The sequence below is a fragment of the Streptomyces sp. NPDC046915 genome (assembly GCF_040644935.1).
GTDB lineage: Bacteria > Actinomycetota > Actinomycetes > Streptomycetales > Streptomycetaceae > Streptomyces.
The window spans coordinates 368,518-395,094 of record NZ_JBEYXB010000008.1 but is presented as its reverse complement, the minus strand read 5'-3'; the positions used below and the strand labels follow the sequence as shown (position 1 = coordinate 395,094).

General features: G+C 70.4%; 33 protein-coding genes. 21 read left to right on the top strand and 12 right to left on the bottom strand.

The features are described 5' to 3' along the window. The first annotated feature begins 147 nt into the window (after positions 1-147). Positions 148-744 (top strand): Uma2 family endonuclease, encoded by a 597-nt coding sequence (locus ABZ915_RS23150; protein WP_361806125.1) that lies wholly within the window; start codon positions 148-150, stop codon positions 742-744. A gap of 5 nt (positions 745-749) precedes the next feature. Here the strand turns inward: ABZ915_RS23150 and ABZ915_RS23145 are convergent, their stop codons facing one another. From ABZ915_RS23145 to ABZ915_RS23120, 6 genes are all read right to left on the bottom strand, one after another. Further along, positions 750-2,204, bottom strand: a complete 1,455-nt coding sequence (locus tag ABZ915_RS23145; protein WP_361806122.1) for a HAMP domain-containing sensor histidine kinase — start codon at positions 2,202-2,204, stop codon at positions 750-752. Further along, positions 2,201-2,935 (bottom strand): response regulator transcription factor, encoded by a 735-nt coding sequence (locus ABZ915_RS23140; RefSeq protein WP_361806119.1) that lies wholly within the window; start codon positions 2,933-2,935, stop codon positions 2,201-2,203. The genes ABZ915_RS23145 and ABZ915_RS23140 overlap by 4 nt, the downstream gene beginning before the upstream one ends. Before the next feature lie 85 nt (positions 2,936-3,020). Further along, positions 3,021-3,230, bottom strand: a complete 210-nt coding sequence (locus ABZ915_RS23135) for a hypothetical protein (protein ID WP_361806116.1) — start codon at positions 3,228-3,230, stop codon at positions 3,021-3,023. Positions 3,231-3,264: 34 nt separating this feature from the next. After that, positions 3,265-4,374, bottom strand: coding sequence for a trypsin-like peptidase domain-containing protein (locus ABZ915_RS23130; protein ID WP_361806113.1), 1,110 nt, complete (start codon positions 4,372-4,374; stop codon positions 3,265-3,267). Positions 4,375-4,969: 595 nt separating this feature from the next. Next, positions 4,970-5,992 (bottom strand): LacI family DNA-binding transcriptional regulator, encoded by a 1,023-nt coding sequence (locus tag ABZ915_RS23125; RefSeq protein WP_361806110.1) that lies wholly within the window; start codon positions 5,990-5,992, stop codon positions 4,970-4,972. An 85-nt stretch (positions 5,993-6,077) separates the two neighbouring features. Continuing rightward, on the bottom strand, positions 6,078-6,857 hold the full coding sequence (locus tag ABZ915_RS23120) for a response regulator transcription factor (protein ID WP_361806107.1): 780 nt from the start codon (positions 6,855-6,857) through the stop codon (positions 6,078-6,080). Positions 6,858-7,028: 171 nt separating this feature from the next. Here ABZ915_RS23120 and ABZ915_RS23115 point away from each other — a divergent pair, with 171 nt between their 5' ends. The 8 genes from ABZ915_RS23115 to ABZ915_RS23080 all read left to right on the top strand — a co-directional run bounded on the left by ABZ915_RS23115 (position 7,029) and on the right by ABZ915_RS23080 (position 12,324). After that, entirely contained in the window at positions 7,029-7,865 is an 837-nt protein-coding gene (locus ABZ915_RS23115) for an alpha/beta fold hydrolase (protein ID WP_361806104.1), read from the top strand. A gap of 80 nt (positions 7,866-7,945) precedes the next feature. Further along, positions 7,946-8,200, top strand: coding sequence for a MoaD/ThiS family protein (locus ABZ915_RS23110; protein WP_361806101.1), 255 nt, complete (start codon positions 7,946-7,948; stop codon positions 8,198-8,200). A gap of 3 nt (positions 8,201-8,203) precedes the next feature. Beyond that, complete coding sequence (locus ABZ915_RS23105; protein ID WP_361806097.1) at positions 8,204-9,469, top strand: hypothetical protein; 1,266 nt, start codon at positions 8,204-8,206, stop codon at positions 9,467-9,469. Positions 9,470-9,614: 145 nt separating this feature from the next. Beyond that, complete coding sequence (locus tag ABZ915_RS23100; protein ID WP_361806094.1) at positions 9,615-10,352, top strand: DUF2993 domain-containing protein; 738 nt, start codon at positions 9,615-9,617, stop codon at positions 10,350-10,352. A 197-nt stretch (positions 10,353-10,549) separates the two neighbouring features. Beyond that, complete coding sequence (locus tag ABZ915_RS23095; RefSeq protein ID WP_350751515.1) at positions 10,550-10,630, top strand: Ms5788A family Cys-rich leader peptide; 81 nt, start codon at positions 10,550-10,552, stop codon at positions 10,628-10,630. 130 nt (positions 10,631-10,760) lie between these two features. Next, positions 10,761-11,606, top strand: coding sequence for a sulfurtransferase (locus ABZ915_RS23090; protein ID WP_361806091.1), 846 nt, complete (start codon positions 10,761-10,763; stop codon positions 11,604-11,606). Positions 11,607-11,654: 48 nt separating this feature from the next. Continuing rightward, positions 11,655-11,942, top strand: a complete 288-nt coding sequence (locus ABZ915_RS23085) for a DUF1416 domain-containing protein (RefSeq protein WP_010351646.1) — start codon at positions 11,655-11,657, stop codon at positions 11,940-11,942. Positions 11,943-12,060: 118 nt separating this feature from the next. Continuing rightward, positions 12,061-12,324, top strand: coding sequence for a DUF3099 domain-containing protein (locus tag ABZ915_RS23080; protein ID WP_361806088.1), 264 nt, complete (start codon positions 12,061-12,063; stop codon positions 12,322-12,324). Here ABZ915_RS23080 and ABZ915_RS23075 read toward each other — a convergent pair. The 3 genes from ABZ915_RS23075 to ABZ915_RS23065 all read right to left on the bottom strand — a co-directional run bounded on the left by ABZ915_RS23075 (position 12,321) and on the right by ABZ915_RS23065 (position 14,497). Further along, entirely contained in the window at positions 12,321-13,574 is a 1,254-nt protein-coding gene (locus ABZ915_RS23075) for a hypothetical protein (protein ID WP_361806085.1), read from the bottom strand. The genes ABZ915_RS23080 and ABZ915_RS23075 overlap by 4 nt on opposite strands. 61 nt (positions 13,575-13,635) lie before the next feature. Next, a complete protein-coding gene (locus ABZ915_RS23070; RefSeq protein ID WP_361806082.1) occupies positions 13,636-13,998 on the bottom strand; it encodes a DsrE family protein in 363 nt (120 codons plus the stop codon). Between the two features lie 157 nt (positions 13,999-14,155). After that, a complete protein-coding gene (locus ABZ915_RS23065) occupies positions 14,156-14,497 on the bottom strand; it encodes a hypothetical protein (RefSeq protein ID WP_361806079.1) in 342 nt (113 codons plus the stop codon). A gap of 170 nt (positions 14,498-14,667) precedes the next feature. Here ABZ915_RS23065 and ABZ915_RS23060 point away from each other — a divergent pair, with 170 nt between their 5' ends. The 6 genes from ABZ915_RS23060 (at position 14,668) to ABZ915_RS23035 (ending at position 18,966) form a co-directional block, all read left to right on the top strand. Next, a complete protein-coding gene (locus tag ABZ915_RS23060; RefSeq protein ID WP_361806076.1) occupies positions 14,668-15,504 on the top strand; it encodes a helix-turn-helix transcriptional regulator in 837 nt (278 codons plus the stop codon). Further along, positions 15,492-15,767 (top strand): DUF397 domain-containing protein, encoded by a 276-nt coding sequence (locus ABZ915_RS23055; RefSeq protein WP_361806074.1) that lies wholly within the window; start codon positions 15,492-15,494, stop codon positions 15,765-15,767. Before ABZ915_RS23060 ends, ABZ915_RS23055 begins: the two co-directional genes overlap by 13 nt. A 209-nt stretch (positions 15,768-15,976) precedes the next feature. Continuing rightward, on the top strand, positions 15,977-16,552 hold the full coding sequence (locus ABZ915_RS23050; RefSeq protein WP_361806071.1) for an FABP family protein: 576 nt from the start codon (positions 15,977-15,979) through the stop codon (positions 16,550-16,552). Between the two features lie 263 nt (positions 16,553-16,815). Then, the gene (locus ABZ915_RS23045; protein WP_361806068.1) at positions 16,816-17,481 is read left to right on the top strand and encodes a hypothetical protein; all 666 of its coding nucleotides are present in this window, start codon (positions 16,816-16,818) and stop codon (positions 17,479-17,481) included. Positions 17,482-17,553: 72 nt separating this feature from the next. After that, on the top strand, positions 17,554-17,991 hold the full coding sequence (locus ABZ915_RS23040; RefSeq protein ID WP_361806065.1) for a transcriptional repressor: 438 nt from the start codon (positions 17,554-17,556) through the stop codon (positions 17,989-17,991). Positions 17,992-18,000: 9 nt separating this feature from the next. After that, positions 18,001-18,966: a folate-binding protein gene (locus ABZ915_RS23035; protein WP_361806062.1), complete on the top strand. Its 966-nt coding sequence runs from the start codon at positions 18,001-18,003 to the stop codon at positions 18,964-18,966. Between the two features lie 21 nt (positions 18,967-18,987). Here the strand turns inward: ABZ915_RS23035 and dtd are convergent, their stop codons facing one another. Then, a complete protein-coding gene (gene dtd, locus ABZ915_RS23030) occupies positions 18,988-19,413 on the bottom strand; it encodes a D-aminoacyl-tRNA deacylase (protein ID WP_361806059.1) in 426 nt (141 codons plus the stop codon). A gap of 156 nt (positions 19,414-19,569) precedes the next feature. Between dtd and ABZ915_RS23025 the strand changes: the two genes are divergently transcribed. Further along, complete coding sequence (locus ABZ915_RS23025; RefSeq protein WP_361806056.1) at positions 19,570-20,181, top strand: aerial mycelium formation protein; 612 nt, start codon at positions 19,570-19,572, stop codon at positions 20,179-20,181. Between the two features lie 380 nt (positions 20,182-20,561). Beyond that, on the top strand, positions 20,562-21,476 hold the full coding sequence (locus ABZ915_RS23020) for a GntR family transcriptional regulator (RefSeq protein WP_361806053.1): 915 nt from the start codon (positions 20,562-20,564) through the stop codon (positions 21,474-21,476). 29 nt (positions 21,477-21,505) lie between these two features. Here the strand turns inward: ABZ915_RS23020 and ABZ915_RS23015 are convergent, their stop codons facing one another. Beyond that, positions 21,506-21,694: a hypothetical protein gene (locus tag ABZ915_RS23015; RefSeq protein ID WP_361806050.1), complete on the bottom strand. Its 189-nt coding sequence runs from the start codon at positions 21,692-21,694 to the stop codon at positions 21,506-21,508. 148 nt (positions 21,695-21,842) lie between these two features. Here ABZ915_RS23015 and ABZ915_RS23010 point away from each other — a divergent pair, with 148 nt between their 5' ends. From ABZ915_RS23010 to ABZ915_RS23000, 3 genes are all read left to right on the top strand, one after another. Then, positions 21,843-22,721, top strand: a complete 879-nt coding sequence (locus ABZ915_RS23010; protein ID WP_361806048.1) for a winged helix-turn-helix domain-containing protein — start codon at positions 21,843-21,845, stop codon at positions 22,719-22,721. Next, positions 22,721-23,464, top strand: a complete 744-nt coding sequence (locus ABZ915_RS23005; protein WP_361806045.1) for an HAD family hydrolase — start codon at positions 22,721-22,723, stop codon at positions 23,462-23,464. The genes ABZ915_RS23010 and ABZ915_RS23005 overlap by 1 nt, the downstream gene beginning before the upstream one ends. A gap of 141 nt (positions 23,465-23,605) precedes the next feature. Further along, on the top strand, positions 23,606-24,742 hold the full coding sequence (locus tag ABZ915_RS23000) for a phosphotransferase (protein ID WP_361806042.1): 1,137 nt from the start codon (positions 23,606-23,608) through the stop codon (positions 24,740-24,742). 45 nt (positions 24,743-24,787) lie between these two features. Here the strand turns inward: ABZ915_RS23000 and ABZ915_RS22995 are convergent, their stop codons facing one another. Next, on the bottom strand, positions 24,788-25,663 hold the full coding sequence (locus ABZ915_RS22995) for a nitroreductase/quinone reductase family protein (protein WP_361806039.1): 876 nt from the start codon (positions 25,661-25,663) through the stop codon (positions 24,788-24,790). 155 nt (positions 25,664-25,818) lie between these two features. Between ABZ915_RS22995 and ABZ915_RS22990 the strand changes: the two genes are divergently transcribed. Next, positions 25,819-26,451 carry an RraA family protein gene (locus ABZ915_RS22990; protein ID WP_361806036.1) on the top strand — a complete coding sequence of 211 codons (633 nt, stop codon included), beginning with the start codon at positions 25,819-25,821 and terminating at the stop codon, positions 26,449-26,451. Positions 26,452-26,577: the final 126 nt, after the last annotated feature.

Below are 26,577 nucleotides of genomic sequence, written 5' to 3'. Positions count from 1 at the left end.
GAGCTGGGCGGTAGCGGCAGCGGTGGCGCGTTCCGTCCTCGCCCGATCGGGTGATCCGAAGGCATTGCCCCTGGTCAGCCGCAATGCCGTACCTACCGTGATCGCGTTGCTCGTGCCGCGAGCACGCCGGCCGGAGGTGCCGCCACCATGACCGAGAACTGCCCTGACCTGGAGGAGGTCGTGTGGGAGGCATGGAAGGCCATGGAACTCCCCGAGGGCTACCGTGCTGAGATCGTCGAGGGAACCATCGAGGTTTCGCCCACTGGCTGCCTGTCCCATGCTCAAATCGTCAACCGCCTGCGCAACGCGCTGGTGCGCTATCTGGGGGAAGGCGAGTACGCGGCGTACCAGGACACCAACGTCATCTTCCGGCGCAAAGGGTGGATTCCCGATCTCCTTGTCGCGCCAGAGGATCTCGAACCGTACGCGGACGAGGACGGGCTTGGTGTCGATGCCGCAGCGGTTCGCCTGGTCCTTGAAGTCGTCTCACCCGGCAAGCGCAACCAGGAAAGGGACCGCGTCAGGAAACGCCGCGAGTACGCTCGCGCCGGCATCCCCGTGTACATCGTCATCGATGACTACGACGACCACGGCACCGTCACCCTCCTCACCGACCCTCAGCCCGACAAGGCCGACTGGGGTGAGTCCCACCGAGTGCCCTACGGCACCGAGGTCGTCATCCCCAAAGGCCCCGCCAAGGGATTCGTGATCGGCGAAGCGATCAACGGACCGAAGCGCGGCTGAGGGCCCTACGCGGAATCCGGCGGAGGCGTAGGCGCTCCCGGCAGTCGTACCGTCGCCACCGTGCCGCCGCCGTCCGCGGGGGAGAGGGAGACCTCGCCGCCCGCCTCCTCGATCGTGCGGGCCACGATGGACAGGCCGAGGCCGGAGCCGGGGAGGGCGCGGGCCGAGGGGGAGCGCCAGAAGCGGTCGAAGACGTGGGGGAGTTCGTCGGCGGGGATGCCGGGGCCGTGGTCGCGGACCGTGAGGACGCCATCGGTGAGCTGTACGTCGATCGTGCCGCCCTCGGGGCTGAACTTCACCGCGTTGTCCAGGATGTTGACCACCGCCCGCTCCAGAGCGGCCGGCTCCGCCCGGGTGTACCAGGGTTCCAGGGACGCCGTGATGGTCAGCTCCGGGCCGCGCAGGCGGGCGCGGTTCAGGGCCGCTTCCACGGTGTCCTCCAGGGAGACCACCTGGACGCGTTCGCCGCGCTGGCCCTCCGAGCGGGACAGTTCCTGGAGGTCGCCGATGAGCGAGGCCAGCTCGGTCATCTGGGCCTTCACCGAGGCGAGGAGTGCCTTGCGGTCCGCCGGGGGGATGGGGCGGCCCGTCTCCTCGCTGCGCGTGAGGAGTTCGATGTTCGTGCGCAACGACGTCAGGGGCGTGCGGAGTTCGTGGCCCGCGTCCGCGATGAGCTGCTGTTGCAGCTCGCGGGAGCTGGCCAGGGACGAGGTCATGGAGTTGAAGGAGCGGGAGAGGCGGGCCACCTCGTCCTCACTGTCCTCCTCGACCGGGATGCGGATGCTCAGGTCCTCCGTGCGGGCCACGTGTTCGACGGCTTCGGTGAGCTTGTCGACGGGGCGCAGGCCGGCGCGGGCCACGGCGAGGCCGGCGGCTCCGGCGCCGACCACTCCGATGCCGGAGACGAGGAGGAGGATCAGGGCCAGGTCGTTGAGGGTCCTCTGGGTGTCCTTGAGGGAGATGGAAGCCATGACCGTGACATCCGGGTACGGCACGGCGCCGGGCCCGCCTCCGACGGGGACGGCCGTGGTCACCACCCGTACGTCGTTGCCGTTGGTGTCGACGCTGTTGTGGAAGGTGCGTTCTCGCAGGCTGGGACTCTTGGCCGCCTTCTTGTCCGTGGCCGTCACCTTCACCACGCCCTCGGACCCCGGCATGACACAGGTCTTGCCGTCCGCTGTCACGACCTGGAGGTAGAGGAATGAGGGACGGCCGTCCGAGTCGTCCGCGGTCTGCGGACATGTGTCCACCAGGGCGGCAACCTGCGCGGCGTTCAGGATCCCTCCTCGGCCGCCGATGCTCGAGAGCCTCTCGTCGACCTGGTCGTACAGCTTCCCCTGCACGAGGAACCAGCACGTCACCGACACCGCCGCCACCGCGAACGCCACCGCCGACGCCACCAGCAGGGCCAGCCGGGAGCGGATGGGGAGGGAACGGTAGCGGCGCAGGACTCTCTTCACTCGGCGCCGCCCTGTCGCAGGACGTACCCGACGCCCCGGACCGTGTGCACCAGGCGTGGCTCGCCGCCCGCCTCTGTCTTGCGGCGGAGGTACATGACGTAGACGTCCAGGGAGTTCGACGAGGGCTCGAAGTCGAAGCCCCAGACCGCCTTCAGGATCTGCTCGCGGGTGAGCACCTGACGGGGGTGGGCCATGAACATCTCCAGGAGCGTGAACTCGGTGCGGGTCAGTTCCACCTGGCGGCCGCCGCGGGTGACCTCGCGGGTCGCGAGGTCCATGCGCAGGTCGGCGAAGGTGAGGGCCTCGTCCTCCTGGGCCTCGGCGGAGACGGCCACCGCGTAGGAGCTGCGGCGCAGCAGGGCGCGGATACGGGCGAAGAGTTCGTCGAGTTCGAAGGGCTTGACCAGGTAGTCGTCGGCTCCGGCGTCGAGGCCGGTGACGCGGTCGCCCACCGTGTCGCGGGCCGTGAGCATGAGGATCGGCGTCGTGTCGCCCGCGCCGCGGATACGGCGGGCGGCGGTGAGGCCGTCCATGCGGGGCATCTGGATGTCGAGGACGACCAGGTCGGGCTTGTAGGCGGTCGCCTTCTCCAGGGCGTCGGCGCCGTCGACCGCGACCTCGGTGCCGTACCCCTCGAAGGCGAGGCTGCGCTGGAGTGCTTCGCGTACGGCCGGTTCGTCGTCGACGATCAGGATGCGCTGGGGGTCACGGTCGCCTTCGGCGGGGCTCATCGCTCGCGTTTCCTCGGGGTGCGGTGGGTGGGGACGCTTTCAGCGTCGCATGATTGCGGGCTGCGGAGTAAGCACGAGGCCGGGGTCAGCCGGGCATCGTCGTCAGGCGCTTCAGCGGCACCTTGTGGCGGTGCGGGCGGGTGGCGGGGATGCGCAGGCCCATCAGCTCGGGGGTCGCGACCTCGGGGGCGCGCGGTGGGGGCACCGGCGCGTGGAGGTCGTACGCCACCTCGAGGGCCAGGGTGATGCCGGCCGGGTCGGTGCCGGTGACCGTGTGCGAGATCTGAATGATCATGACGTACTCCCTAGAGGCGCAGGGGGGTGGTGGTTCAGCTGCCGGAGCCCGCCCGCAGCTTGGCCAGGTCGGACTTGACGGTGTTGATCGGGATGGCGAAGCCGAGGCCGATGCTGCCCGCGTCGGAGGACGAGGACGACTGCTGACTCGACGAGTACATCGCGGAGTTGATGCCGATGATGTTGCCGCCGGCGTCGATCAGGGCGCCGCCGGAGTTGCCGGGGTTCAGCGAGGCGTCGGTCTGGATCGCCTTGTAGGTGGTGGTGGAGGAGCCGGTGTCGCCGTTGAACTGCTGGCCGCCGAACTGGAAGGGCCACTGCCCGCCGCCCCCGCCCTGGCTCTGGCCCTGGTTCTCGTCCGTGGAGACGGTCACGTCGCGGCTGAGGGCGGAGACGATGCCGCTGGTGACGGTGCCGGTCAGGCCCTCGGGGGAGCCGATCGCCACGACCGTGTCGCCGACCTGGACGCCGGAGGAGTTGCCGAGGGCCGCGGGCTTCAGGCCGGAGGCGTTCTGGAGCTTTATGAGGGCGAGGTCCTTGGAGCTGTCGGTGCCGACGACCTGGGCGGTGTAGGACTTGCCGTCGCTGGTCGTCACCTTGATCGACGAGGCGCCGGAGATGACGTGGTTGTTGGTGACGATCTCGCCGCCCGAGGTGATGATCACGCCGGAGCCGGTGGACGAGCCGTTGCTGAGGGTCGCGTTGATCTCGACCACGCTCGGGCTGACCGCGGCGGCGATGGCGGCGACGTCGCCCTTCTTGCTGGAGGGCACCACGTTGGTGGTGGTGCTGGAGGTGGCCACGGTGTCCTTGCCGGTCAGCTCCTGGAAGGCGTACGCGGTGCCGCCGCCCACGGCCGCGGCGACGATCGCCACGGCGGCCAGCAGGGCGAACGGGCCCCGGGTGCGCTTCTTCTTCGGCGCCGGGTCGGCGTCCGCCGGGACGGTGGGCAGGAGAGCGGTACCGCCGCCGTGCCCGCCGTCCGTGGCGGTCTGGGCGACCGGCTGCGCGGGCTGGTACGCCGGAGGGGCCGGCCACTGCGGGTCCACGTGGGAGGAGGCGTGCTGCTGCTGGGGGTACGCGCCCTGGTAGGCGTCACCCTGGGGGTTCTCGTACGCGCCGCTGCGGCGGAGGCTCTCGGTCATGGCATAGAGCTTCGCCCGCGACCATGAGAGCTGGCTGAGTGCTGCCTGAGAAGCCCGGCAGAACCTCGTATGCCCGATATAAAGACCGTCCTCGCAGCTCGGGGCGGGTTCTCAGGGGACGTTCATCGTGACGGGTACAGGTCACTCACAGCCGCGGGGCGCGGACCGCTCACAGCCACGGGGTACGCCATTCCCGGCTGGGGGCGGCTCACGGTCGCGGACGGCATCCCGGGGCGGCGCTGCCGATGCCACCGGCTTCACGGCCGCAGGACGTGGGTCGCCCCTTGCCGTGGGGCGCGTGGTGCGGGGCAAGGACAGCCGCGAGGGTGCGGGCCGCACGTAGCCCGCACGGCGTGGGTCGCCCGCAGTCCTGGGGTGGGGGCCATCCGCAGCCGCGGAGCGCATCACCAGCAGCCGAGGGACGTGGGTAGCGCCCGCAGGCATGGAATACGCGTCACCCGCAGCCGCGGTACGAGGGTCGGCCCGCAGCGGCAGGACGCGTCACCCGCAGCCCCGAGACGCAGGTCGGCCCGCAAGCGGAGGGCGCGTCACCCGCAGCCGCGTTACGAAAGACGGTCCGCAAGCGCGCGGCGCGTCACCCGCAGCCGCACGAGCCGCGGACCACCAACCGCGACGGGAACGTCTTCAGGCGCTCCCGGCGGGAGCCCGCCACCCGGAGGCCGTCGTCGAGGACGAGGTCCACGGCGGCGCGGGCCATCGCGGAGCGGTCCGAGGCGATCGTGGTCAGGGGCGGGTCGGCCAGCGCCGCTTCCTTGATGTCGTCGAAGCCGGCCACCGCCAGCTCGCCGGGCACTTCGATGCGCAGTTCGCGCGCGGCGCGCAGTACGCCGATCGCCTGGTCGTCGGTGGAGCAGAAGACGGCGGGCGGGCGGTTCGGACCGGAGAGGAGGTCGAGGGCCACGCGGTACGCGTCGTAGCGGTTGTACGGCGCCTCGAAGAGCCGTCCCTCGGACGGGATGCCCGCCTCGGCCATCGCACGCCGCCAGCCCTCGACGTGGTCGGAGACCGGGTCGCCCACGGCGGGGGTCTCGGCGGTGCCGCCCATACAGGCCACGTACTCGTAACCGTGTTCGAGGAGGTGGCGTACGGCGAGCTGGGCGCCGCCCAGGTCGTCCGTGACCACGGCGACGTCGTCGATGGCCTCGGGGCGCTCGTGCAGCAGCACCACCCGGGCGTCCCAGGCGTCGATCTCGGCGGCGGCCAGGTCGTTCAACGCGTGGGAGACGAGGATCAGGCCGGAGACCCGCATGCCCAGGAAGGCGCGCAGGTAGTGGACCTCGCGTTCGCTGACGTAGTCGGTGTTGCCGACGAGGACCATCTTGCCGCGCTCGGAGGCGGCCTGTTCGACCGCGTGCGCCATCTCCCCGAAGAAGGGCTGGCGGGCGTCCGGGATGATCAGGCCTATGAGGTCGGTGCGCCGCGAGGCCATCGCCTGGGCGACCCGGTCGGGCCGGTACCCCAGCTCCTTGATCGCGGCGAGGACACGCTCGCGCGTGGCCGGGGCGACCGGCCGGGGTCCGTTGTTGATGACATAGCTGACCACCGCGGTGGAAGTCCCCGCCAGTCGCGCCACATCGTCCCGAGTCACCTTGGCCACGCGCGGAGTCTACGCGGAGAGACCCGCTCTGGGCAGGGCGTATCGCAGCTCGGCTGCGCGGGAGCAACGCCCTGCCCGAGTGCCGCTATGCCTCCGCGTGGGCCTCGGTGTCGTCCAGGGCGGGCAAGGTGTCCGCATCCGACGGATTTGACCGGCCCGCCTTGGCCTTCGACTCGTCCGAGGAGCGGTCGCCCTTTTCGGGAGTAACGAATCGATAACCGACGTTCCGGACGGTCCCGATCAGCGACTCGTGCTCGGGGCCGAGCTTGGCGCGCAGCCGTCGTACGTGCACGTCGACCGTGCGGGTGCCGCCGAAGTAGTCGTAGCCCCAGACCTCCTGGAGCAGCTGGGCGCGGGTGAACACCCGGCCCGGGTGCTGGGCGAGGTACTTCAGCAGCTCGAACTCCTTGAAGGTGAGGTCGAGCACCCGGCCCTTGAGCTTGGCGGAGTAGGTCGCCTCGTCCACCGAGAGGTCGCCGTTGCGGATCTCCATCGGGGAGTCGTCGGCGACGATCTGCTGCCGGCCCATGGCCAGCCGGAGGCGGGCCTCCACCTCGGCGGGGCCGGCGGTGTCCAGGAGTACGTCGTCGATGCCCCAGTCGGCGGTGACGGCGGCCAGGCCGCCCTCGGTCACGACGAGGATGAGCGGGCAGCCGGGGCCCGTGGAGCGCAGCAGCTGGCACAGGCTCCGTACCTGCGGCAGGTCACGGCGGCCGTCGATCAGGATGACGTCGGCGCCGGGGGTGTCGACCAGGGCGGGTCCCTCCGCGGGGGCCACGCGCACGTTGTGCAGCAGCAGGCCCAAGGCGGGGAGCACCTCCGTCGACGGCTGGAGGGCGTTGGTCAGGAGCAGCAGAGAACTCATACGTCTGGTTCCTCCTCGGTCCCTGCGAGGACGTGGGCGGTACGGATCTGCTCTGCGATCCCGAAGGCCCCGTACACCTGCGGTTTCCCGCTTCGTATACAACGCTTCCGAAAGCACAAAAGGACCCGGGGGCTTCGCTGCCCGAGTCCTCTGCCCAGCAGAATAGCCCACATGAGCATCAGTCCGGCAGGTCATATGGCACGTTCCGCCATCCGTCCGAACTGCGAGACGAGCAGACGTACAGCTATGCGGACGTTTCTGCGCACCGCGGACGGGATTGCGATCGATTCCGTATACAACCCGGGCTCGGTCGTATACGACGCCTCCGCGCCACCCGCCCGTGACCTGGTGTTCGTCATCGCACACGGCTTCACCGGCGCCGCGGACCGGCCGCAGGTGCGCAGGGTGGCGGAGGTTCTCGCCGGGTACGGGGCCGTCGTCACCTTCTCCTTCCGGGGGCACGGCGCGTCGGGCGGCCGCTCCACGGTCGGCGACCGGGAGGTGCTGGACCTCGCCGCCGCGGTCGAGTGGGCCCGCGGCTTCGGGCACGCGCGCGTGGTCACCGTCGGCTTCTCCATGGGCGGCTCGGTGGTGCTGCGGCACGCGGCGCTGCACGAGGGCACGGACGCCGTCGTCTCGGTGAGCGCGCCGGCCCGCTGGTACTACCGGGGCACCGCCCCCATGCGCCGCCTGCACTGGCTGGTCACCCGCCCCGAGGGCCGCCTGGTCGGCCGCTACGGCCTGCACACCCGCATCCACCACCGCGACTGGGACCCGGTGCCCCTCTCCCCGGTCGAGGCGGTGCCGAGGATCGCCCCCACCCCGCTGCTGATCGTGCACGGGGACAGCGACGGCTACTTCCCCGTCGACCACCCCCGGATGCTGGCCGGCGCGGCCGGTGACCACGGCGAACTCTGGCTGGAGCCCGGCATGGGCCACGCCGAGCACGCCGCCGAGGACGCCCTGCTCGCCCGCATCGGGGACTGGGCGGTGACCCGGGCGGGCTAGCCTGGCCTCATCCGTCCCTCACTTCTCTTCCATACTTCTTCCTTCTTCTTCCGTCTTCTTTCCTTCGATTGAGGAACCAGATGTCCAAGGTCACGGTGCGCTACTGGGCCGCCGCCAAGGCCGCGGCCGGGGTCGCCGAGGAGCCGTACGACGCGGCGACCCTCTCCGAGGCGCTCGCCGCGGTGCGGGAGCGACACCCCGGCGAACTCGTGCGCGTACTACAGCGTTGCTCGTACCTCGTCGACGGTGACCCCGTCGGGACCCGCGGGCATGAGACGGTACGGCTGGCCGAGGGCGGCACGGTCGAGGTGCTCCCGCCGTTCGCAGGAGGGTGAGCGATGACCGATCAGCCGTATGAGGGCCAGAACCCCTACCAGGGGTACGGGTACGACGGGTACCAGGGACAGCAGGGGCAGCACGGCCAGCAGCAGGCCTACGAGGGGTACGAGCCGTACCCGCAGCAGGCTCCGCAGGCGCCGCAGGCATGGCCCGAGCAGACGGGGTACGACCAGGGCGGTCATGGCCAGGGTGGTTACGACCAGTCCGGGTACGCCCAGTCCGGGTACGGCCAGCAGGGCGGGTACGAGGAGCAGCACACCCAGCAGTGGCAGGGCCAGACCTGGGAGACGCAGCTGCACACGCCGGTGCAGCCGCCGGTGGGGGCCGCCGAGACGGCGTACCTGCCGCAGCAGGCCTACGAGCCCGCCGCGCCCGTCCCGCCCGCCACGCCTGCCCCTCAGCAGCCCGCGGCGCAGCAGCAGCCCGCACAGCAGCAGCCCGCGCAGCAGCCCTCCGCACCGGAGTCCGGGCCCGGCTACGGACCGGCCACCCTCTCCGGCAACTCCCGCATCACCGACGCCCAGCGTGCCCGGCTGGAGGGCCGCTCCCCGATCATCGACCCGGGCATGCAGCCCGCCGCGCTGACGGCGCTGCTCGGCCTGCTGCTCTCCGGTACGGCGGCGATCGGCACGTACGCCCTGGTCGTACCGCTGGTGCTGCTCCAGGCGGTGACCGCCGCCGGCTGGTTCCGGCTGAACGGCATGTGGCCCGCCCGGCAGGGCATCGCCCTCGCCTTCGCCGGGGCGCTCACCGCGGACGTGGCCGTACTGGCGGCCGGCCGGGAGAACGCCCCCGCCGCGATCCTCGGCCCCCTCGGGGTGTGGGTCCTGCTCACCCTGGTGCTCCAGCTGCGCTCGCACGCCTCGCCCGACGAGCGCATGTACGGCCTGATGGCGACGGTCGTCTCGACGGCGCTGGCGGTCGTCGCCACCGGCTATCTGGGCGCCGAGCCCGACGCGGTGACGGTCGGCGCGGCGGCGGTGGCGGTCGCCCTCCTGGCCCGCGCCCTGCCGCTGCCGACCCCGGCCGCCGTGGCCGTCGCCGTGCTCGCCGCGGCGGGCGCCGGCATCGCGCTGGGCGGTGTGACGGACCTGGGCACCAAGGGCGCCGTCCTCGGCGCCGCCGCCGCGGTCTGCGCCCTGATCGGCCACCGTGTCGCCGCCTACGACTACCCCTCCCGCTTCGTCCACTTCACGGCGGGCGTGGCCCTGCCGCTGTCGGCGGCCGCACCGGTGGTGTGGGTGCTGGGGCGGGCACTGGGGTAACCGGGCAGAGGGGCAACTCGTCCCCTGTCACAGGTGATCGACAATTTCCCTACGGCCCGGCCCCGCAGGGTTACCGTCGGGTTGCACCAGTTGCAGCACACGTCACCGAACTCCACGAAACCGCCTAGCCGGGGGAAAACAACGAATGCGCGCCCTGCGAATACTGCTGATCGTCGTCGTGATCCTTGGCGGCCTTTTCGTCATCGTCGACCGCGTCGCCGTGCACTTCGCGGAGGGTGAGGCCGCCGACAAGCTGAAGGCGACGCAGAGCCTCGCCGACACCCCCGACGTGTCGATCAAGGGCTTCCCCTTCCTCACGCAGGTCGCGGGCGGCTCCCTGGACGACGTCGAGGTCGGGATCAAGGACTACGAGGCGGCCACCGGCAAGGGCGCCGAGAAGATCCGTATCGACGACCTGAAGGCCGACATGAAGGGCGTCGACTTCTCCGGCGACTACAGCTCGGCCACCGCGTCCACCGCCACCGGCACCGCGACCGTCTCCTACGAGGAGCTGCTGAAGACGGCGAAGTCCGAGCCCACCCAGGTCGCCCCCGGGGTCACCGCTCGCGTGGTCGGCCTCTCCGACGGCGGCAACGGCAAGATCAAGGTCGCGGTGGAGGCGACGGTCCTCGGCAACAAGCTGCCCAAGCCGGTCTACGTCCTCAGCACGGTCACCGTCGAGGGAGACGAGGTGAAGGTGCACGCCGACGCCATACCCGTCATCGGCAAGGTCGACATCGCCGAGAGCCGGGTCCGCGAGATCACCGACTTCCGTCAGGCCATCGACCAGCTGCCCGGCGGCATCAAGCTGGACTCGGTGCGGGCGGCGAAGGACGGCGTCGAGATCACGGTGAAGGGTTCGAACGTCAGGCTGGCCGGGTAGGACCACCTGCGGTGGACAAGGGCGTCCGAGGAGCGAGACGCCCATGTCCGTACCGCAGAAGCACCGGCCGCGACCGACGCCCGGAAGCCCTGCGGCGGGGTCTCTCTCTCGCATCGCGTCCCACATAGCGGACGATCGCATCTCAACATGCGACACCCCGGTGACACGCCCCACTGTCCGTACCTACGATCGTCGGCATGAAGCGACAGGCGGATCTCACGAAGCGGCGGGCAGTGGACCTGTGCCGCGTTGCCGCCATGCTCTGTCGCCCCTTCTGAGCGGAAGCCCGACTTCCGCGCTCACCCCCCTCGCCCTGCCCTGTTCAGGGCATCCGTGCGCCGGCCCGCACCAGGCCGCGCACCCACGCACTCGCACGCCCCGCCGCAACTGCCCCGGAGGAGAAAGAGCATGAGCCGCAGCGACGTCCTGGTCGACGCCGACTGGCTCCAGGAGCACCTGGACGACCCGACCATCGCCATCGTCGAGGTGGACGAGGACACGTCCGCCTACGAGAAGAACCACATCAAGAACGCGATCCGCATCGACTGGACCAAGGACCTCCAGGACCCGGTCCGCCGCGACTTCGTCGACCAGGCGGGCTTCGAGGCGCTCCTGTCGGGCAAGGGCATCGCCAACGACCACACGGTGGTCCTCTACGGCGGCAACAACAACTGGTTCGCGTCCTACGCCTACTGGTACTTCAAGCTCTACGGCCACGACAACGTCAAGCTCCTCGACGGCGGCCGCAAGAAGTGGGAGCTGGACGCCCGCGAGCTGGTCGACGGCACCGAGATCCCCGAGCGCGCGGCCACCGAGTACAAGGCCAAGGCGCAGGACACCTCGATCCGCGCCTTCCGTGACGACGTCGTCGCCGCGATCGGCTCGCAGAACCTGGTCGACGTGCGCTCGCCCGACGAGTTCTCCGGCAAGCTGCTCGCGCCCGCCCACCTGCCGCAGGAGCAGTCGCAGCGCCCGGGTCACGTCCCGTCCGCCCGCAACATCCCGTGGTCGAAGAACGCCAACGACGACGGCACCTTCAAGTCGGACGACGCGCTCAAGGAGCTCTACACCGACGAGAGCGTCGACCTGGCCAAGGACACGATCGCCTACTGCCGTATCGGTGAGCGCTCGGCCCTGACCTGGTTCGTTCTGCACGAGCTGCTGGGCGTGCAGAACGTCAAGAACTACGACGGTTCCTGGACCGAGTACGGCTCCCTCGTCGGCGTGCCGATCGAGCTCGGCGCCAACAAGTAACCCACCCGACCGGCCTTCCGGTCAGACCCCAACCCTCTGGAGAAAGACATGTGTGGAGCGAAGGCCGGCGGCCCGGACGCCTCGACGATCAAGCCCGGTGAGACCACGATCCAGGGCCAGGTGACCCGCGACGGCGAGCCGGTGACCGGCTACGTCCGCCTGCTGGACTCGACCGGCGAGTTCACCGCGGAGGTCCCCACCTCCGCCACCGGACAGTTCCGCTTCTACGCGGCCGAGGGCACCTGGACCGTCCGCGCCCTCGTCCCCGGCGCCACCGCCGACCGCACGGTCGTCGCTCAGCAGGGCGGCCTCGCGGAGGTCGCGATCGCGGTCTGAGCCCCCTCAGTACCGGCTGAAGGGCCGCACCCCCGGGTTGGACGCCTGGGTGCGGCCCTTCGGCGTACCGCTTCGTTTCCGTTGCGCCGGACTCCGGCCGCCGACCTACCCTGGAGTCATGTACGCACGGCGACGTCACGTTTACTTCGCCATGATGGGGACGTGCATCGCCCTCTTCGTCCTGGCGTGGGGAGTAGTACGCCTCTGGTCGGTGCCCGCCGCGGTCGGTATGTGTGTGGTCGCCATGGTCATCCCGCCCGTCGCGGCGATGATCGCCAACCGGCGCGGGCCCGAGGACCGCTGGTGGGACGACCCCTCGGGCGATCCGCAGTCCGACGAGTGGTGGGACGAACTGGACGGCAAGAAGCGGCCCCGCCGCTAGGACTCCGCCCGGAGGGCGTTGAACCGGTCCAGGGCGGCCCCCGCGTCGTCCCGCGCTTCCGCCGTGCCGTACCGCTCTGTCACGCGCACCATGGTGCGCAGGGCGGTCGCCCACGCGTCCCCGTGCGCGTCGAGCCAGGCGGCCGAGCCCTCGGTGCGCTTCCGGAACAGGGCGTGGTGCAGCAGATGGCTCTCCAGCGCCAGCCGCCAGGCCGCGTCGGCGTCGGTGCCGGGATCGACGGCGGCGGCGAGATCCGCGAGACGCCGGGCGTGCGTAGGGGCCGAGGCGCGGTCGCGTATCCGGCCGGAGACGGAGTAGGACTCCTCCGTGGTCAGCGTCCGGCGCAGCACGGCAACCCCGACAAGACCGGTGGCCGCGCCGGCCGTGCGCAGGGCCTCGTCGAGGGAGCGGGGGTGCGGCGCGGCGAGGATCCGTTCCTCGTGCTCCACGGCCGTGGGAGACATCCCGGCGGCGCGGACGAGGAACGGCTCGGCCTCGGCAGTACGCCCGGCCGCGCGCAGGTGCACACCCTTGCGGGCCAGCGCGCCGGTGAGGCCGCCCCACCCCTGCTCGGCGGCGTTCAGCGCGAAGTCGTCGACCGCCAGGGCCGCGGACCAGTTCCCTCTGGCCGCCTCCAGCGCCGAGGCGGTGTCCGCGGCCATGGCGACCGCATAGCCGAGGTGGCCCGCCGGATCGGCGTTCACGGCGGCCTCGGCCTCCCGGTAGCGGGCCAGGGCCTGGGCGGCGCAGGCCAGTGCCTGGTCCCTGTCGCCGTGGGTCCGGTGCACGACGGCGGCCTGGCTGAGGACGCGGGCCAGATCGAGGGAGCGGGGTGGCCCCTCCAGGTGGACACCCTGCTGGGCGTATCCCTCCAGGGCCAGGTCGACGTCGGTCAGCGCGGACACCGGTCGCCCCGCGTCGGCCTGGGCACCGGCCCGGCGTGCCTGGACGTCGGCGACGAGCAGATCCTTCCCGGCCGCCGCTGACCTGCGGTAATGGGCCTCGCTGTCGTCCAGCACCGCGACGGCGACCTCCGGCCGCCCGGCGGAGACGAGCGAGGCACCCACCACGTACAGCAGGGCGGCGAGCTTCTCGTGCGCCGCCGTGTCCGCGGGGTCCCGGGCGAGCCGGTCCCGCAGCACCTCCTCGGCCCGTCGGTGCGCGGCCAGCGCGTCCTCGGACCGCCCCTCCCGCCGCGCCGCCTCACCCGCCCAGAACAGCCGGTCGACCTCCGCGTCCCACGCCGTCATCACGCGCCCTCCCCCTGCCGCGTCAACTGCCCGTCAGGAGAGGAGTGTCGCGCACGGGAGGTCAGTAGACGAGCGCCTGCGTCCCATCGGTCAGCGCCTCCTGCACGAAGACCTGCGCGCCCGCGATCCGTACGCCCTCGATGACGTCCTTCTCGGTGATCTCCCTGCGGGCGGCGCACTGCGTGCACAGGGTGATCCGTCCGGCCGCCAGGATCGACTCGATCAGATCCGGCAGCGGCGCGGCGTGCGGCAGCTCGAACTCGGCGGCCCGCCCGGGGAGCGCGAACCACGACGACTCCCCCGTCAGCCACAGCGAGACATCGACCCCACTGGCCACGGCCACCGCCGCCACCGTGAACGCCTGCGAGCAGCGTTCGGGGGCATCGGCCCCCGCCGTCACCTTGATCACGAGCTTCTTCGCCATGCCGGAAGCGTAGCCGCGACGGCGATCGTCAGGCGCCGGCGCCGGCGCCGGGAGCGGGGGTCGAACGGCGGGAGGGCGAAGGCCGGGTACGGCGGTGTCCGGTCCCGCGGCGCGGCGTGCTGCCACCGCTTGCACTCCTCGTACGGCAGGCCGCCCCTCACGCCTGGTGCTCCCGTCGCCGGTGCTGCCGGAGCAGCACGTTGGCGTCGGTCTCCGCGCTGCGGTCGCACTCGGCGCGGGCGGCCTCCCTGCGTCCCGCCAGCTCCGCGCAGGCCGGGCAGCCCGGGACCGGCCGGGGTGGACGGCTCAGGTCGTCGGCGAGGCGTTCCCGGTCGGTGGCGAGCCGGAGGGACGCCGGGTCGGCCTGCCACTCCCGGCCCCCGCCGACGGGGCGCAGCAGCGCGTGCGGGCCTGATCTGTCCTGGTACTCGCCGACCTTGGCGGTCGCCGGGTCGTAGAGGAGGGATCCGGGTTCGAGGGGCTCCGACTTCGTTGTCATCGAGCGCCATGCCTTTCCGTGAACGCCTGTGCGTAGCGCTATCGCTGGACTACGCTGCGTGGTCGAATGCTTCGAGCATGGCGCATGAAAGGGGCGTTCAGGCTGTTCAGGGGCGCAACTTCCGCAGTGGGCGGTCCAAATTCCACAAATTCCACAGCAGGGGAGGCGCGGTGCCGCAGAGGCGGGCGATCACGGGGCGGAGCCATGAACCCAGGGTGCGGTTCGCGGAGGAGCTGCGGTTACTGAGGACCACGAGGGGAGAGAGCCTCCGGGATCTCGCAGACCATCTGGGCTGGGATTCGTCGAGTCTCGGGAAGATGGAGAGCGGGCGCAGTCTGGGCAGTCCGGAGGTCGTGGAGGCGCTGGACCAGCATTACGGGACGCCGGGGCTGTTGCTGGCTCTGTGGGAACTGGCCGTAGGGGATCCGACGCAGTTCAGGGAGCAGTACCGCCGGTACATGATCCTTGAGGCGGAGGCGACCAGTCTCTGGCACTACGCCGTGAGCGCACCGCCGGGCCTTCTTCAGACAGCCGGGTACGCCCGCGAGGCGCTTTCCGCGGGCTGGATCAAGGATCCCGAGCTGGAACAGCAGGTCGAGGCACGCGTAGGGCGACGGCAGTTACTGGAGGGCGACGACCCACCGCTGTTTCGCGTCATCCTCTCCGAGGCCGTGCTGCGTACTTCGCTACGAGACGAGGGGGCGTGGCGGGAGCAGTTGGAGCACCTGGCAGAGGCAGCCGAGCGTCCGAACATCACCATTCAGGTGCTGCCATTCAGCGCTGGCCCCCACGGCTTGATGAACACGTCCGTGATGTTTCTGCGGCTGCTGGACGGTCGCACGATTGCCTATTCTGAGAATGACCTACGCGGCGAACTCGTCGAAGAAAACACCCCAGTTGAGCTACTGCAGCGTAGGTACGATGCGATGCGTGACCTGGCGCTGCCACCGGCCGAGTCGCGCAAGTTCATCCTGCGGATGTTGGAGGTAATGCCGTGCGAGCCCTAGACCTGAGCGGCGTGACCTGGCGCAAGAGCAGCTACAGCAACACGAGCGGCGGCGAGTGCGTCGAAGTCTCCGACGACCTCCTCCGCACCGCCGACTGGCGCAAGAGCAGCTACAGCAACTCCGACGGCGGCGAGTGCGTCGAAGTTGCCGACAACGTCCCCTCCCTCGTCCCCGTCCGGGACAGCAAGGACACCACCCGCACCCCCCTCCTCTTCGCGGCCCCGGCCTGGTCGGCCTTCATCGACGAAGTCACCCGGCGCTGAGGGGCGACCTCGCCAAGAGGGCCGGGTTCCGGCCGCGTAAGCTGGGGGACGGCTCTGTGTACGCCCACCCCCGCTCAAGGAGCACCCGTGGAGATCTTCTTCGAAACCCTGCTGGTCCTGGTCTGCGTCGGCGTTCTCGCCTTCGCCGGGCTGACCGTGAAGAAGCTGTACCAGGGCCAGCGCTGATCCCCACCTAGGAACTGCCGATCATGATCGAGATCCCGTCCGACCTGCACAAGGACCTCGTCCCGCTCGCCTTCCTGCTCGGCAACTGGGCCGGCGCGGGCGTGCACGACTTCCCCGGCTCGGAGAAGTGCAACTTCGGCCAGGAGGTCACCTTCACCCACGACGGCCGGGACTTCCTGGAGTACCACTCCCACACCTGGGTGCTGGACAACGACGGGAACAAGGTCCGCCCGCTGGAGTCGGAGTCCGGCTTCTGGCGGATCGACGCCGACCGCAAGGTCGAGGTGACGATGACCCGCGACGACGGCGTCATCGAGATCTGGTACGGCGAGCTGGCCGACAAGAAGCCGCAGATCGACCTGGTCACGGACGCCGTGGCCCGCACGGCCGCCTCCAGCCCCTACAACGGCGGCAAGCGCCTGTACGGCTACGTCAAGAGCGACCTGATGTGGGTCGGCGAGAAGCAGACCCCCGAGGTCGAGCTGCGCCCCTACATGTCGGCCCACCTGAAGAAGGTCGTCACCCCGGAGGAGGTCGAACGCTGGGCCAAGGCCCTCCCGGACGACATGCCGGACGACGGCATCGCCTTCTTCAAGTAGAGGTCCTCCGGCGTCTCCGCCGCCTTCTCCACGTCCCCCGTGCCGATATGGCCCGGGGGACGTTGTACGTGTTGGCCGCCCCGGAGCGAGTGCCAACGTAGAGCGAGCGCGAAGCTTCGCGAATGCGCGGAGCCCCGGTCGCGTTCTGCGTGCGACCGGGGCTCCGGATGCTGTGCCCTGGGTGGCTTGCGATGCAGAGGCGGGCCCAGAGCGTTCACCAGGAAGGTTAGCACGGTGCATTCTCGGATGCACTGGGGGGAATCATGACCAATCGAATGCCCGAATGGATGCTGCATGACCTGTCCCTCCCGCGGCTGCGGCGGTATATCCGTGCCACGCACGGCGACGCAAGTGCAGCGGAACGGCTGTACTGGTGGAACATCGAGGTGTCAGCCGCCCTCCTCGGCTCCCTCCACTGCCTGGAGCTGGCGCTGCGTAACGCCCTGCACAATGCCCTCGTCCGACATCACGGCAGACCGGACTGGTGGACGGTGGCGCCCTTGAACGAGCGCGGGGCCAAGCTCGTGGACGACGCTCGCCGCTCCTGTGGGCGCCGCCTGAGGAGCACCACACCGGATGACATCGTGGCAGAGCTGTCCTTCGGGTTCTGGGTCTCCCTGCTCAGCCACGGCTCGGGCTACGACCGGCACTTCTGGGTGCCCGTCCTGCACTCGGCCTTTCCGCACTACCGTGGCCGTCGCGATCGCATCTACCGCGATCTGACCTCGCTGGTGCTGCTGCGCAACCGTGTCATGCACCACGAGCCGGTCCACCACCGGCACCTCGCAGCCGACCATGACACCATCTACCGCGTGCTCGGCTACCTCAGCCCAGAGCTGGCCAAGGAAGCACAGACCATGGACCGGCTCCGGGCCGTGCTCGTCGGCCGGGCGGATGTCCTGGGCGGCGTCAGGCAGCCGCGATTCTGATGGAGAAGGGCGGCCGCTCTCGCCGTAGATACGCACGGCACGCCCGGTGCGCACAGCCCTAGACTGGACGCCGTGGTGAGCACCGACTGGAAGAGCGACCTCAGGCAGCGCGGCTACCGGCTGACGCCGCAGCGGCAACTCGTGCTCGAAGCCGTGGACACCCTTGAGCACGCGACCCCCGACGACATCCTCGGCGAGGTGAGGAAGACGGCGTCGGGGGTCAACATTTCCACGGTCTACCGGACGCTGGAGCTGCTGGAGGAGCTGGGCCTGGTCAGCCATGCCCACCTGGGGCACGGCGCTCCCACCTATCACCTGGCCGACCGGCACCACCACATCCACCTCGTCTGCCGGGACTGCCAGAACGTGATCGAGGCGGACGTCTCGGTGGCGTCCGAGTTCAGGGCCAAGCTGCGCGAGACGTTCGGGTTCGACACGGACATGAAGCACTTCGCGATCTTCGGCCGCTGCAAGGACTGCTCCCTCAAGAGTTCAAATACCGAGTCGTAGGCTTAGCGCATGAAGAGCCCTCTGCTGTCCCTGCCCGGCGCCGTCCCCGCCGAGGGCGTGGACGAAGGCGTCGCCGCGCACTACGGGGACCTGTTCCGGGAGCAGCGTGCCCTCGCCGACGGTGCCGGATTCGTCGACCTCTCCCACCGCGGTGTCGTCACCGTCACCGGCGAGGACCGCCTGAGCTGGCTGCACCTGCTGCTCACCCAGCACGTCAGCGACCTTCCCCCGGGCCGTGCGACCGAGGCGCTGATCCTGTCCGCGCACGGCCACATCGAGCACGCGCTGTACCTGGTGGACGACGGTGAGACGGTCTGGGCGCATGTGGAGCCCGGCACCCAGGAGGCGCTGCTGGCGTACCTGGAGTCGATGAAGTTCTTCTACCGCGTCGAGGCCGTCGACCGTACGGACGACATCGCGGTGGTGCACCTTCCGGCCGGTTCCATCGCCGAGGTGCCCGAGGGCGTGGTCGTACGGGAGACGCCGTACGGGCGGGATCTGTTCCTGCCGCGCGCCGACCTGGAGTCGTACGCCGAGTCCGCGGGCCCGCCGGCCGGGATCCTCGCCCACGAGGCGCTGCGCGTCGAGAGCCACCGCCCCCGCATCGGCTTCGAGACCGACCACCGCACCATCCCGCACGAGCTGGGCTGGATCGGCACGGCGGTCCATCTCCAGAAGGGCTGCTATCGGGGACAGGAAACCGTCGCCCGGGTGCAGAACCTGGGCAAGCCCCCGCGCCGGCTGGTCTTCCTGCACCTCGACGGCAGCGAGGTCCACCTGCCGACGCACGGCACGGAGATCCACCTCGCGGACGACGGGCCGGACGGCCGCAAGGTCGGCTTCATCACCACCTCCGTACGGCACCACGAGCTCGGCCCGGTCGCCCTGGCCCTGCTGAAGCGGAACGTGCCGGTGGACGCGCGGCTGGTGGCCGGGGACACGGCGGCGGCGCAGGAGGTCGTGGTCGAGCCCTGAGCTCCCGCTCCACAGGGCCCGCTACATCTCCAGCAGCACGGTGAACGGGCCGTCGTTCGTCAGCGAGACCCGCATCCGCGCGCCGAACCGGCCCGTCGCCACCGTCGCGCCCAGGGCGCGCAGCTGGGCGACCACCTCGTCGACGAGCGGCTCGGCCACGTCGCCGGGCGCGGCCGCGTTCCAGGTGGGGCGGCGGCCCTTGCGGGCGTCCCCGTAGAGGGTGAACTGGCTGATGACGAGCAGCGGGGCGTCGATGTCGCTGCACGACTTCTCGTCGTGCAGCATCCGCAGGGACCACAGCTTGCGGGCGAGCTGGGCCGCCTTCTCCTTGGTGTCCTCGTGCGTGACCCCGACGAGGACGCACAGTCCCTCGCCGTCGATCTCGCCCACGGTCTGCCCGTCCATGACGACGCTCGCGCCGTCCACCCTCTGCACCACTGCTCGCATGCGGACCATCATGCCGGGTGGCGGGGAACAGGACACAGGGGGTCCATTATGGTTCCTTAGCCCCCATCTGGGGCTGTTCGGGGGCACTCGGTCACATAGCGGCCACTTGGGGTGGCACGATGCTTCCCTACGCGGTTGAGGGGACGGTAGAGGCATATGAGCACACCGAGTACTGAGCGGCTGGACTTGCAGGGGATTCAACGGCCGCCCACGCAGCGCAGCGACAGTCCGGCGCTGCCCGTGGAGCCGGCCGGGCACGATCTGACCCGGCTGAGCCTGCCCGAACTGCGCACCCTGCGCCGGGACGCACAGCGCGACGAGGCGGACCTCAGCTACGTACGGCGGCTGTTGCAGGGCCGGATCGACATCCTGCGCGCCGAACTGGCCCGCCGGGGCGGCGAGAAGCCGGTCGCCGTGGACGGCCCCAGGGACGCGACGGTGGTCGCCTCCGTGGTGTCCCGCCTCCCGGAGATCCTCACCGACGCCCCGGCCCGCCAGCGTTCCTCGGCCCGCCATGTCACCCTCGGCACCCCGCACAACGAGGAGTACCGGCGGCTGGCCGCCGAGATGCTCGCCGAGGTCGAACTCTCCGACCTCCAGGCCCGCACCGATCTCGAACTGGGCACCGCGATGGGCCGCCTCGTGCGGTACGAACAGCAGGTCTCCGGTCGCCGCCAGCATCTCCAGCGCACGACGGACGAATGCAGCGCGGAGATCACCCGCCGCTACCGGGACGGCGAGGCCCAGGTGGACGACCTCCTGACCTGAGGGACGATGCCGGCCGGGGCCGGGAAAACCGAGCGGGCGCCGTCCGAGTGGCCGACGCCCTGCTGCGTACGTCCAGGCGACCGTGGTGCCCGGACATTCTCTGAGCTCCTTCCTGAAGAGAACCGTGGTGAGTGATCCGTAGCGGTGCTTGTTCAGTTGTGGCTGTGCGCATACGTGTTGAGTTGTCGCTGTTCGGTTGTGGCTGTGCGCGAGCCGGGCTCCCGGCTCCCCTCCGGAAGGGAACCCGACGGGCCAACCAACCGGGGGATTGACCATGTTCTCCAAGTTGGCTGCCAACTCCACAGTACTTATCTCCGCTTGGATGCGTCTCATAACCACCTTTCACTGAACTGCCGCAAGATGGCGGGAAGTTGTACTGTTTGACCGTGGACCCGGAACACGCCTCCGCCAATGGACGGAAGAGGGCACCACGGCCACAGAAGTCACACACCGAGGTGGCCGACGAACTGCGCGCCCGGATCAGGGCCGGTGTGCTCAGGCCGGGTCAGCGCATGCCCACGCAGGCCAAGCTCGCGGACGAGTTCGGCGTGGAGCGCGGGGCGGTGCGCCAGGCGCTGCGCATCCTCCAGTCGGAGCGGCTGCTCACCAACGTGACCAAGGGCAGCCCCGCCACCGTGGCCCCGGACCCGGGTCACGGCCGCGCCCCGGCCGGGCCGCCGGCCCCGCCCGAGCCCACCATGGTGGCCCTGGCCTCGCGGATAGCCGCCGCCTTCGCGGCCCCGCACGTCGAGATCGACGCCCTGTGCCTGACCGCGGTCTCGCTCACGCTTGCGATCGGCGAGCCGCTGCGTCAGATCCACGCGGGACGCTTGAAACCGGCCAAGATCGACGTCCGCCTCCTGCTGCCCAGCCGGGACATCGACCTCGCCTTCCCGGCCCCGGTGGACGCCTCGGCCACGGGCCTGCTGCACCGGCGCTGGCTGGCCCAGCGCAACGCCCAGGGGCAGGTGCTCCAGCACAACCTGCTGGCACTGCGCGCCACGCACGGCATCGACGTGCACGTCTCCTTCCGCGCACTGCCGTTCACCCCGCCGGTCAAGCTGTATCTGCTCAACGGCAGCGAGGCGCTGTTCGCGTACTACACCCTCACGCGGCGCGAGAGGGAGATCGAGCACAAGCACTTGGCGCTGTACGACGCCGAGGGCACGCGGTCGATGCTGTTCGCCTTCGGCCAGGGCGCCGGACTGCGGGACGCGACCTTCGTTGAGCAGTCGAACCTGTGGTTCAACGCCCTTTGGGAGACGATCAGTTCGGAACTCGTGCTCACGGCGTGAGTGGTTCGGGGAGTGGGCCGGAGAGCGGATCAGAGAACGGGGCCGGCCAGCAGCACCGCGAGCAGGACGGCCCCGGCCGAGCTGACGGCCGGGCTCTTGGCCTTGAGGCCGATGCTGAGCATCAGCAGACCGACGATGCCGGTGGCACCGTACTTCCACTGCACGATCTGTTCGAAGCCGACGACGAAGACCGCGGAGATGAGGGCGAGGGCAGGCACAGTGGTTCCCCCTTCAGGTTGCCAGGAAGCAAAACTTCCGCCAACTAGACCAAGTTGGCAACCAACTCTGATTAAGTTGTCCCCACTTGGTACCCATAGATAAACAACCTACGGACAACTGCCCGTGGATAGATGCAAGTTGTAGCGTTTGGTCGTGACCCAGGAGAACGTGGCAGTGAACGGCAGCAGAAGGCTGACGCCCCAGGAGATCGCCGACACCCTCCGGGAACGTATCCGGCTCGGGGACCTGCGGGCGGGGGACCGCCTGCCCACGCAGGCCGAGCTCGCCGAGGAGTTCGGCGTGGAGCGCGGCACCGTACGCCAGGCCCTGCGGGCACTCCAGGAGGACGGCCTGCTCAGCAGCGTGAGCCGGGGCAGCCCCCCGCGGATCGCCGCACCGGCCCCCGCCCGCGAAGAACCCCAGCCGACCATGGTGGGCCTCGCCCCCCGCCTGGCCGAGGCCTTCGCGGCGCCGCAGGTGCGCATCGACGCGGTCTGCCTGACCGCCGAGACCCTCATGCTGGCCCTGAGCGAACCGCTCCGCATGATCCACGAGGACCGCGCCCGCCCCGAGCGCATCGACGTGCGCATCCTGCTGCCGTCCCGGGACATCAACCTCGCCTTCCCGGTCCCCGTCGAGGGGCGCGGCGAGGACGATCCGGTCCACCAGCGCTGGCTCGCCATGCGGAACGCCCAGGGCCAGGTCCTGAGGTACAACCTCCAGGCCCTGCGCGGCACCCATGACATCGACGTCAGCGTCACCTTCCGCGCGCTGCCGTTCACCCCGCCGGTGAAGCTCTACCTCCTCAACGGCACGGAGGCGCTGATCGGCTACTACATGGTCACCCGCCGCGAGGAGTCCACGGACAGCGGGACGCTGGAGATGTACGACACGCTCGGATCGCAGTCCCTGCTGTTCTCCTTCGAGAAGCGGCGGGGCCAGCGGGACGAGGCGTTCGTCCAGCAGTCGCAGAAGTGGTTCGACGCCCTCTGGGAAACCATCACCTCGGACCTGACACTCTCCTAGTGACTCCTGATACGAAGCGGAATGAACCGGCGGCCGCCGGGACCGAGGACTCGGCGGAAGCGATCCGGGACGTGATCACCCGGGCCCGGGTGGTGCTGTGGGACTTCGACGGCCCGATCTGCCGCCTGTTCGCCGGGCACAGCGCGGAACGGGTGGCCGCCGAGCTGGTGGAATGGCTGGAGAGCCGCGGGCTGCACGGGCTGCTGACGGAGCGGGAGCGCCAGTCGCTGGATCCGCAGTTCCTGCTGCGCGCCGTGGAGCACCGGCACCCCGGCTCCGACCTGGTGGCGGAACTGGAGGAACGTCTCACCCAGGAGGAGCTCCAGGCCGTCGCCTCCGCGATGCCCACCGCGTACGCCGATCCGCTGATACGGACCTGGTCCGCGGTCGGCCCCCGGCTGGCCATCACGACGAACAACTCCGCGCGGGCGGCCCGCGCCTATCTGGCCGGGCGCGGCCTGACCGGCTGCTTCGCCCCCCACATCTACGGCCGGACCCAGGACCTGCACCTCCTCAAGCCCGACCCGTACTGCCTCAACCGCGCCCTGATCGCGACCGGGGTGGCCCGCGCGGACGCCGTGATGATCGGTGACTCCCCGACGGACTGGGAGGCCGCCTCCCGGGCCGGCATCCCGTTCGTCGGCTACGCGCGCAACGACCCGGGCGAGAAGCGGCTGCGCGCGGCCGGCGCCGGGCATGTCGTCCGGACGCTCGAGACGCTGCTGCGAATTGTCCGCCGGTAAGGCACAAGTGTGCGTTCAGCCGTCGTCAAGCGGGACCGGTTTCCATGAAGAAAACGCGTCTGCCACGAAACGGAGGCGTCGGGGGAGTACCTTGCTTCCACTTCTGAATCCTCCGGAAGGGGCCTACGAAAGAAACGGGCAATGTCACCCGAATCGGATTCCCATGCCCGGCTGCACGCGGTCGGGGCAAGTGGTGGCGACGAGAGCGCGGTCGAGGGCCCGCTCCACGGATACCACCACGAGACCTATGTCTTTCCGCTGCCCGGCGAACAGGGATCCGGCTCGCCGGCGCGATGGAAGTGCCGGGAGCCGCGCCCCGGCCTCCTCTGGTTCGACCGGCGGTGTTTCACCTCGGAGGAGCAGCTGCTAGAGGGCCTGCGCGGCCGGATCGACGGCATTCCGGACATCATCGAGGCCGACGGTCTGAAGCTCCAGAGATTCATCGAGGGGCGCACTCTCGGAGCGGTCTGTGAATCCGGGCTCGCGGTTCCCGACGGGTTTCTCCGGCAGATCGTCGGCCTGTTCCGCCAGCTGGTCGAAGTACCCGCCGAAAACCTTTCCGTGGACCGGCGGTGCACCCCCGAGGACCGGCCGGAGGACGGTGACAGCGACGGTTTCCTGGAACGGCTCGTCTGCTTCACCGAGGAACACGTCTACCAGGGCAACCTGGCGGCCTTCGAAAGGCTTTTCACGGACCTCGGCGTGCATCCCGAGTCGTTCAAGCATCTGCGCAAGCACGTCTCGGGACTGCGGGAACGCCCTTTCCGCCTGCTCCACGCCGACCTGCACCGCGAGAACTTCATCGTCGACGACGCAGGCCGGCTGTGGACGATCGACTGGGAGCTGGCGATGGTCGGCGACCCCCTCTACGACCTGGCCACCCATCTGCACCTGATGCGGTACCCGCCGGGGCAGGCGCGCGCCGTGGCCCGGCAGTGGGCCGACACGGTGGAACGCGCCCGCCCCGGCGCCGCGGCCGGCTGGCGGCACGACCTGCCGCTGCTGCTGGGCTACAAGAGGGCCCAGTCCGTCTTCACCGATGTGATCCGGGTGGCTCTGTCCTTGGAACCCCTGTCCCTGGAGCCTCTGTCCCTGGAGCCCGGACCGGACCCGTACGAACGCCAGCTGGCCCAGGCGGCACTGAAGCTCCGGGCGGTGCTCGCCCACGCCGCCCCGCCGCTGGGGATCGAGTCGGTTCCGGGCCCCAGGCGGATCGTCACGGCGCTCGCGCGCTGGCAGCGCGAGCACACAAGGGGCTCCGGGCGCGTCCCCGCGTAGGCTCGCCGTGGTGCACGCCCGGCCGCTGCCCTTCCGACCCGGCGGCTACCGGTCGGTGCCGGCGGCGTCGAGGAGCGGGACCAACTGCTCCTCCTCGTAGTCGAGGTGGTCCTCCAGCTCCTTGGTCAGCCGTACGACCTCGGCGCGCGCCTCGGCCGGGTCCTCGGCGGCGACCGCCCGGCGCAGCTCGCCGACGAGCACGGCGATCCGCTCGTGCTCCAGGCGCAGCCGCTCCCGGACCGGGGCGAACCCGGGATGCCGCTCGGCGAGGAACGGGAACATCATGGTGTCCTCGCCGGTGTGGTGGTTGTGCAGGCCCTGGCAGAACGTGAGGCAGTTGACCCGCAGCTGCGCGCCGAGGGAGCTGCCGCCGCTCGCCATCTCCTTCCGGATCAGGGCGAGTTCGCGTCGGAAGGCGTCATGGACCAGCCGGATCGCCTCGCCCGGCGAACGGGCCTCGATGTGTCCCGGGCCGGACCGGGCGATCCGCTCCAGCGCGACGACCGGGATCACCCGCCCGGCCTTGCGCTGGTACTCCGCCCAGCCCGGGTCGGCCTCCACCGCCCGCGCGAAGGCCCCGTCGCGTTCGTCGCCCGCCAGGACGACGGCGCGCGCCTCGTAGGTGAACACACCGCTCTCCACGGTCACCTGCGGATGCGCGAGGAGGTTGCGGTACCAGTCCGGGTGCCGGGGGGAGCCGCCCGCCGAGGCGATGACCAGGACACGGTCGCCGCCGTCGGGGAGGTAGCCGACGGGTGTGGTGTGCGGGGTGCCGGTGCGGGCGCCGGTGGTGGTGAGCAGCAGCAGACGGCCGCCCTCGAAGGGGCCGCCTACGCGGCCGTGGTTCGCGCGGAACTCGTCGATGACGCGTTGGTTGAAGTCGTGTGGATCGAAGTCGTGTGTAGTGAAGTCGTCGGGCACTCTCTCTGCTTTCTTCCTCTGCTGTCGGTGTTCACGGACGCAGAGGAAGAGGCGGGCTCCTGGCCCGCCGCGGCCTCACTCAGAGGCCGGGCACCCAACTCGCTCACGGCAAAAAGCCGACCCGGCAGTCATGATCGGGAGGTTATCGTCCCCCCATGACTGACGCCACCGACTTCCAGGACATCCCGACCACCACCCTCGCCGACCTCCTGGGCCGTGCCCAGGTCATGGATCTCGGCATCCGGTCCCTGTGGGACCCGGTCCCGCGCCTGGCCGGTCCCGCGTACACCGTCAGCTGCCCGCCCGGCGACAACCTCATGCTGCACGCCGCGATCCACCGTGCGGAGCCCGGCTCGGTCATCGTCGTGGAGTCGGGCGACCTGGAGTACGCGCTGGCCGGCGGCAACGTGTGCGCGGTGGCCCGGCGGCGCGGCATCGCGGGGTTCGTCGCCGACGGGGTGGTCCGCGACATCGCCGAGATCCGGGAGATGGGCTTCCCGGTGTTCGCTCGGGGTGTCGTCCCGATACCGGGCGCGAAGTCCGTCGTACGGCCGTTGAACCGGCCGGTGCGGTGCGGTGGGGCCGAGGTCGCCGCGGGGGACGTGGTCGTCGCCGACGAGGACGGGGTCGTGGTCGTGCCGGCCGCCCGCCGGGCCGAGGTGCTGGCGGGGGCCCGCGCCAGGCTGGCGAAGGAGGACGCCGAGACCCTCGACGCGTGGGAGGCGGCACACCGGGCCCGCATCGACGAAATCCTCGCCACGGAGGGGTCGCGAACTGCTACTGGCTGACAGTTGTTGGGCGCGTTCTGGTGTGCATGAGTGAGGGTCTCGGTCGCATCGTGCACGTGCGCCAGGTATGGGGAACGGAAGTTCCTGCATCGAATGCGTGACCTTCGCGTGAGGTGTTCGTTGAGC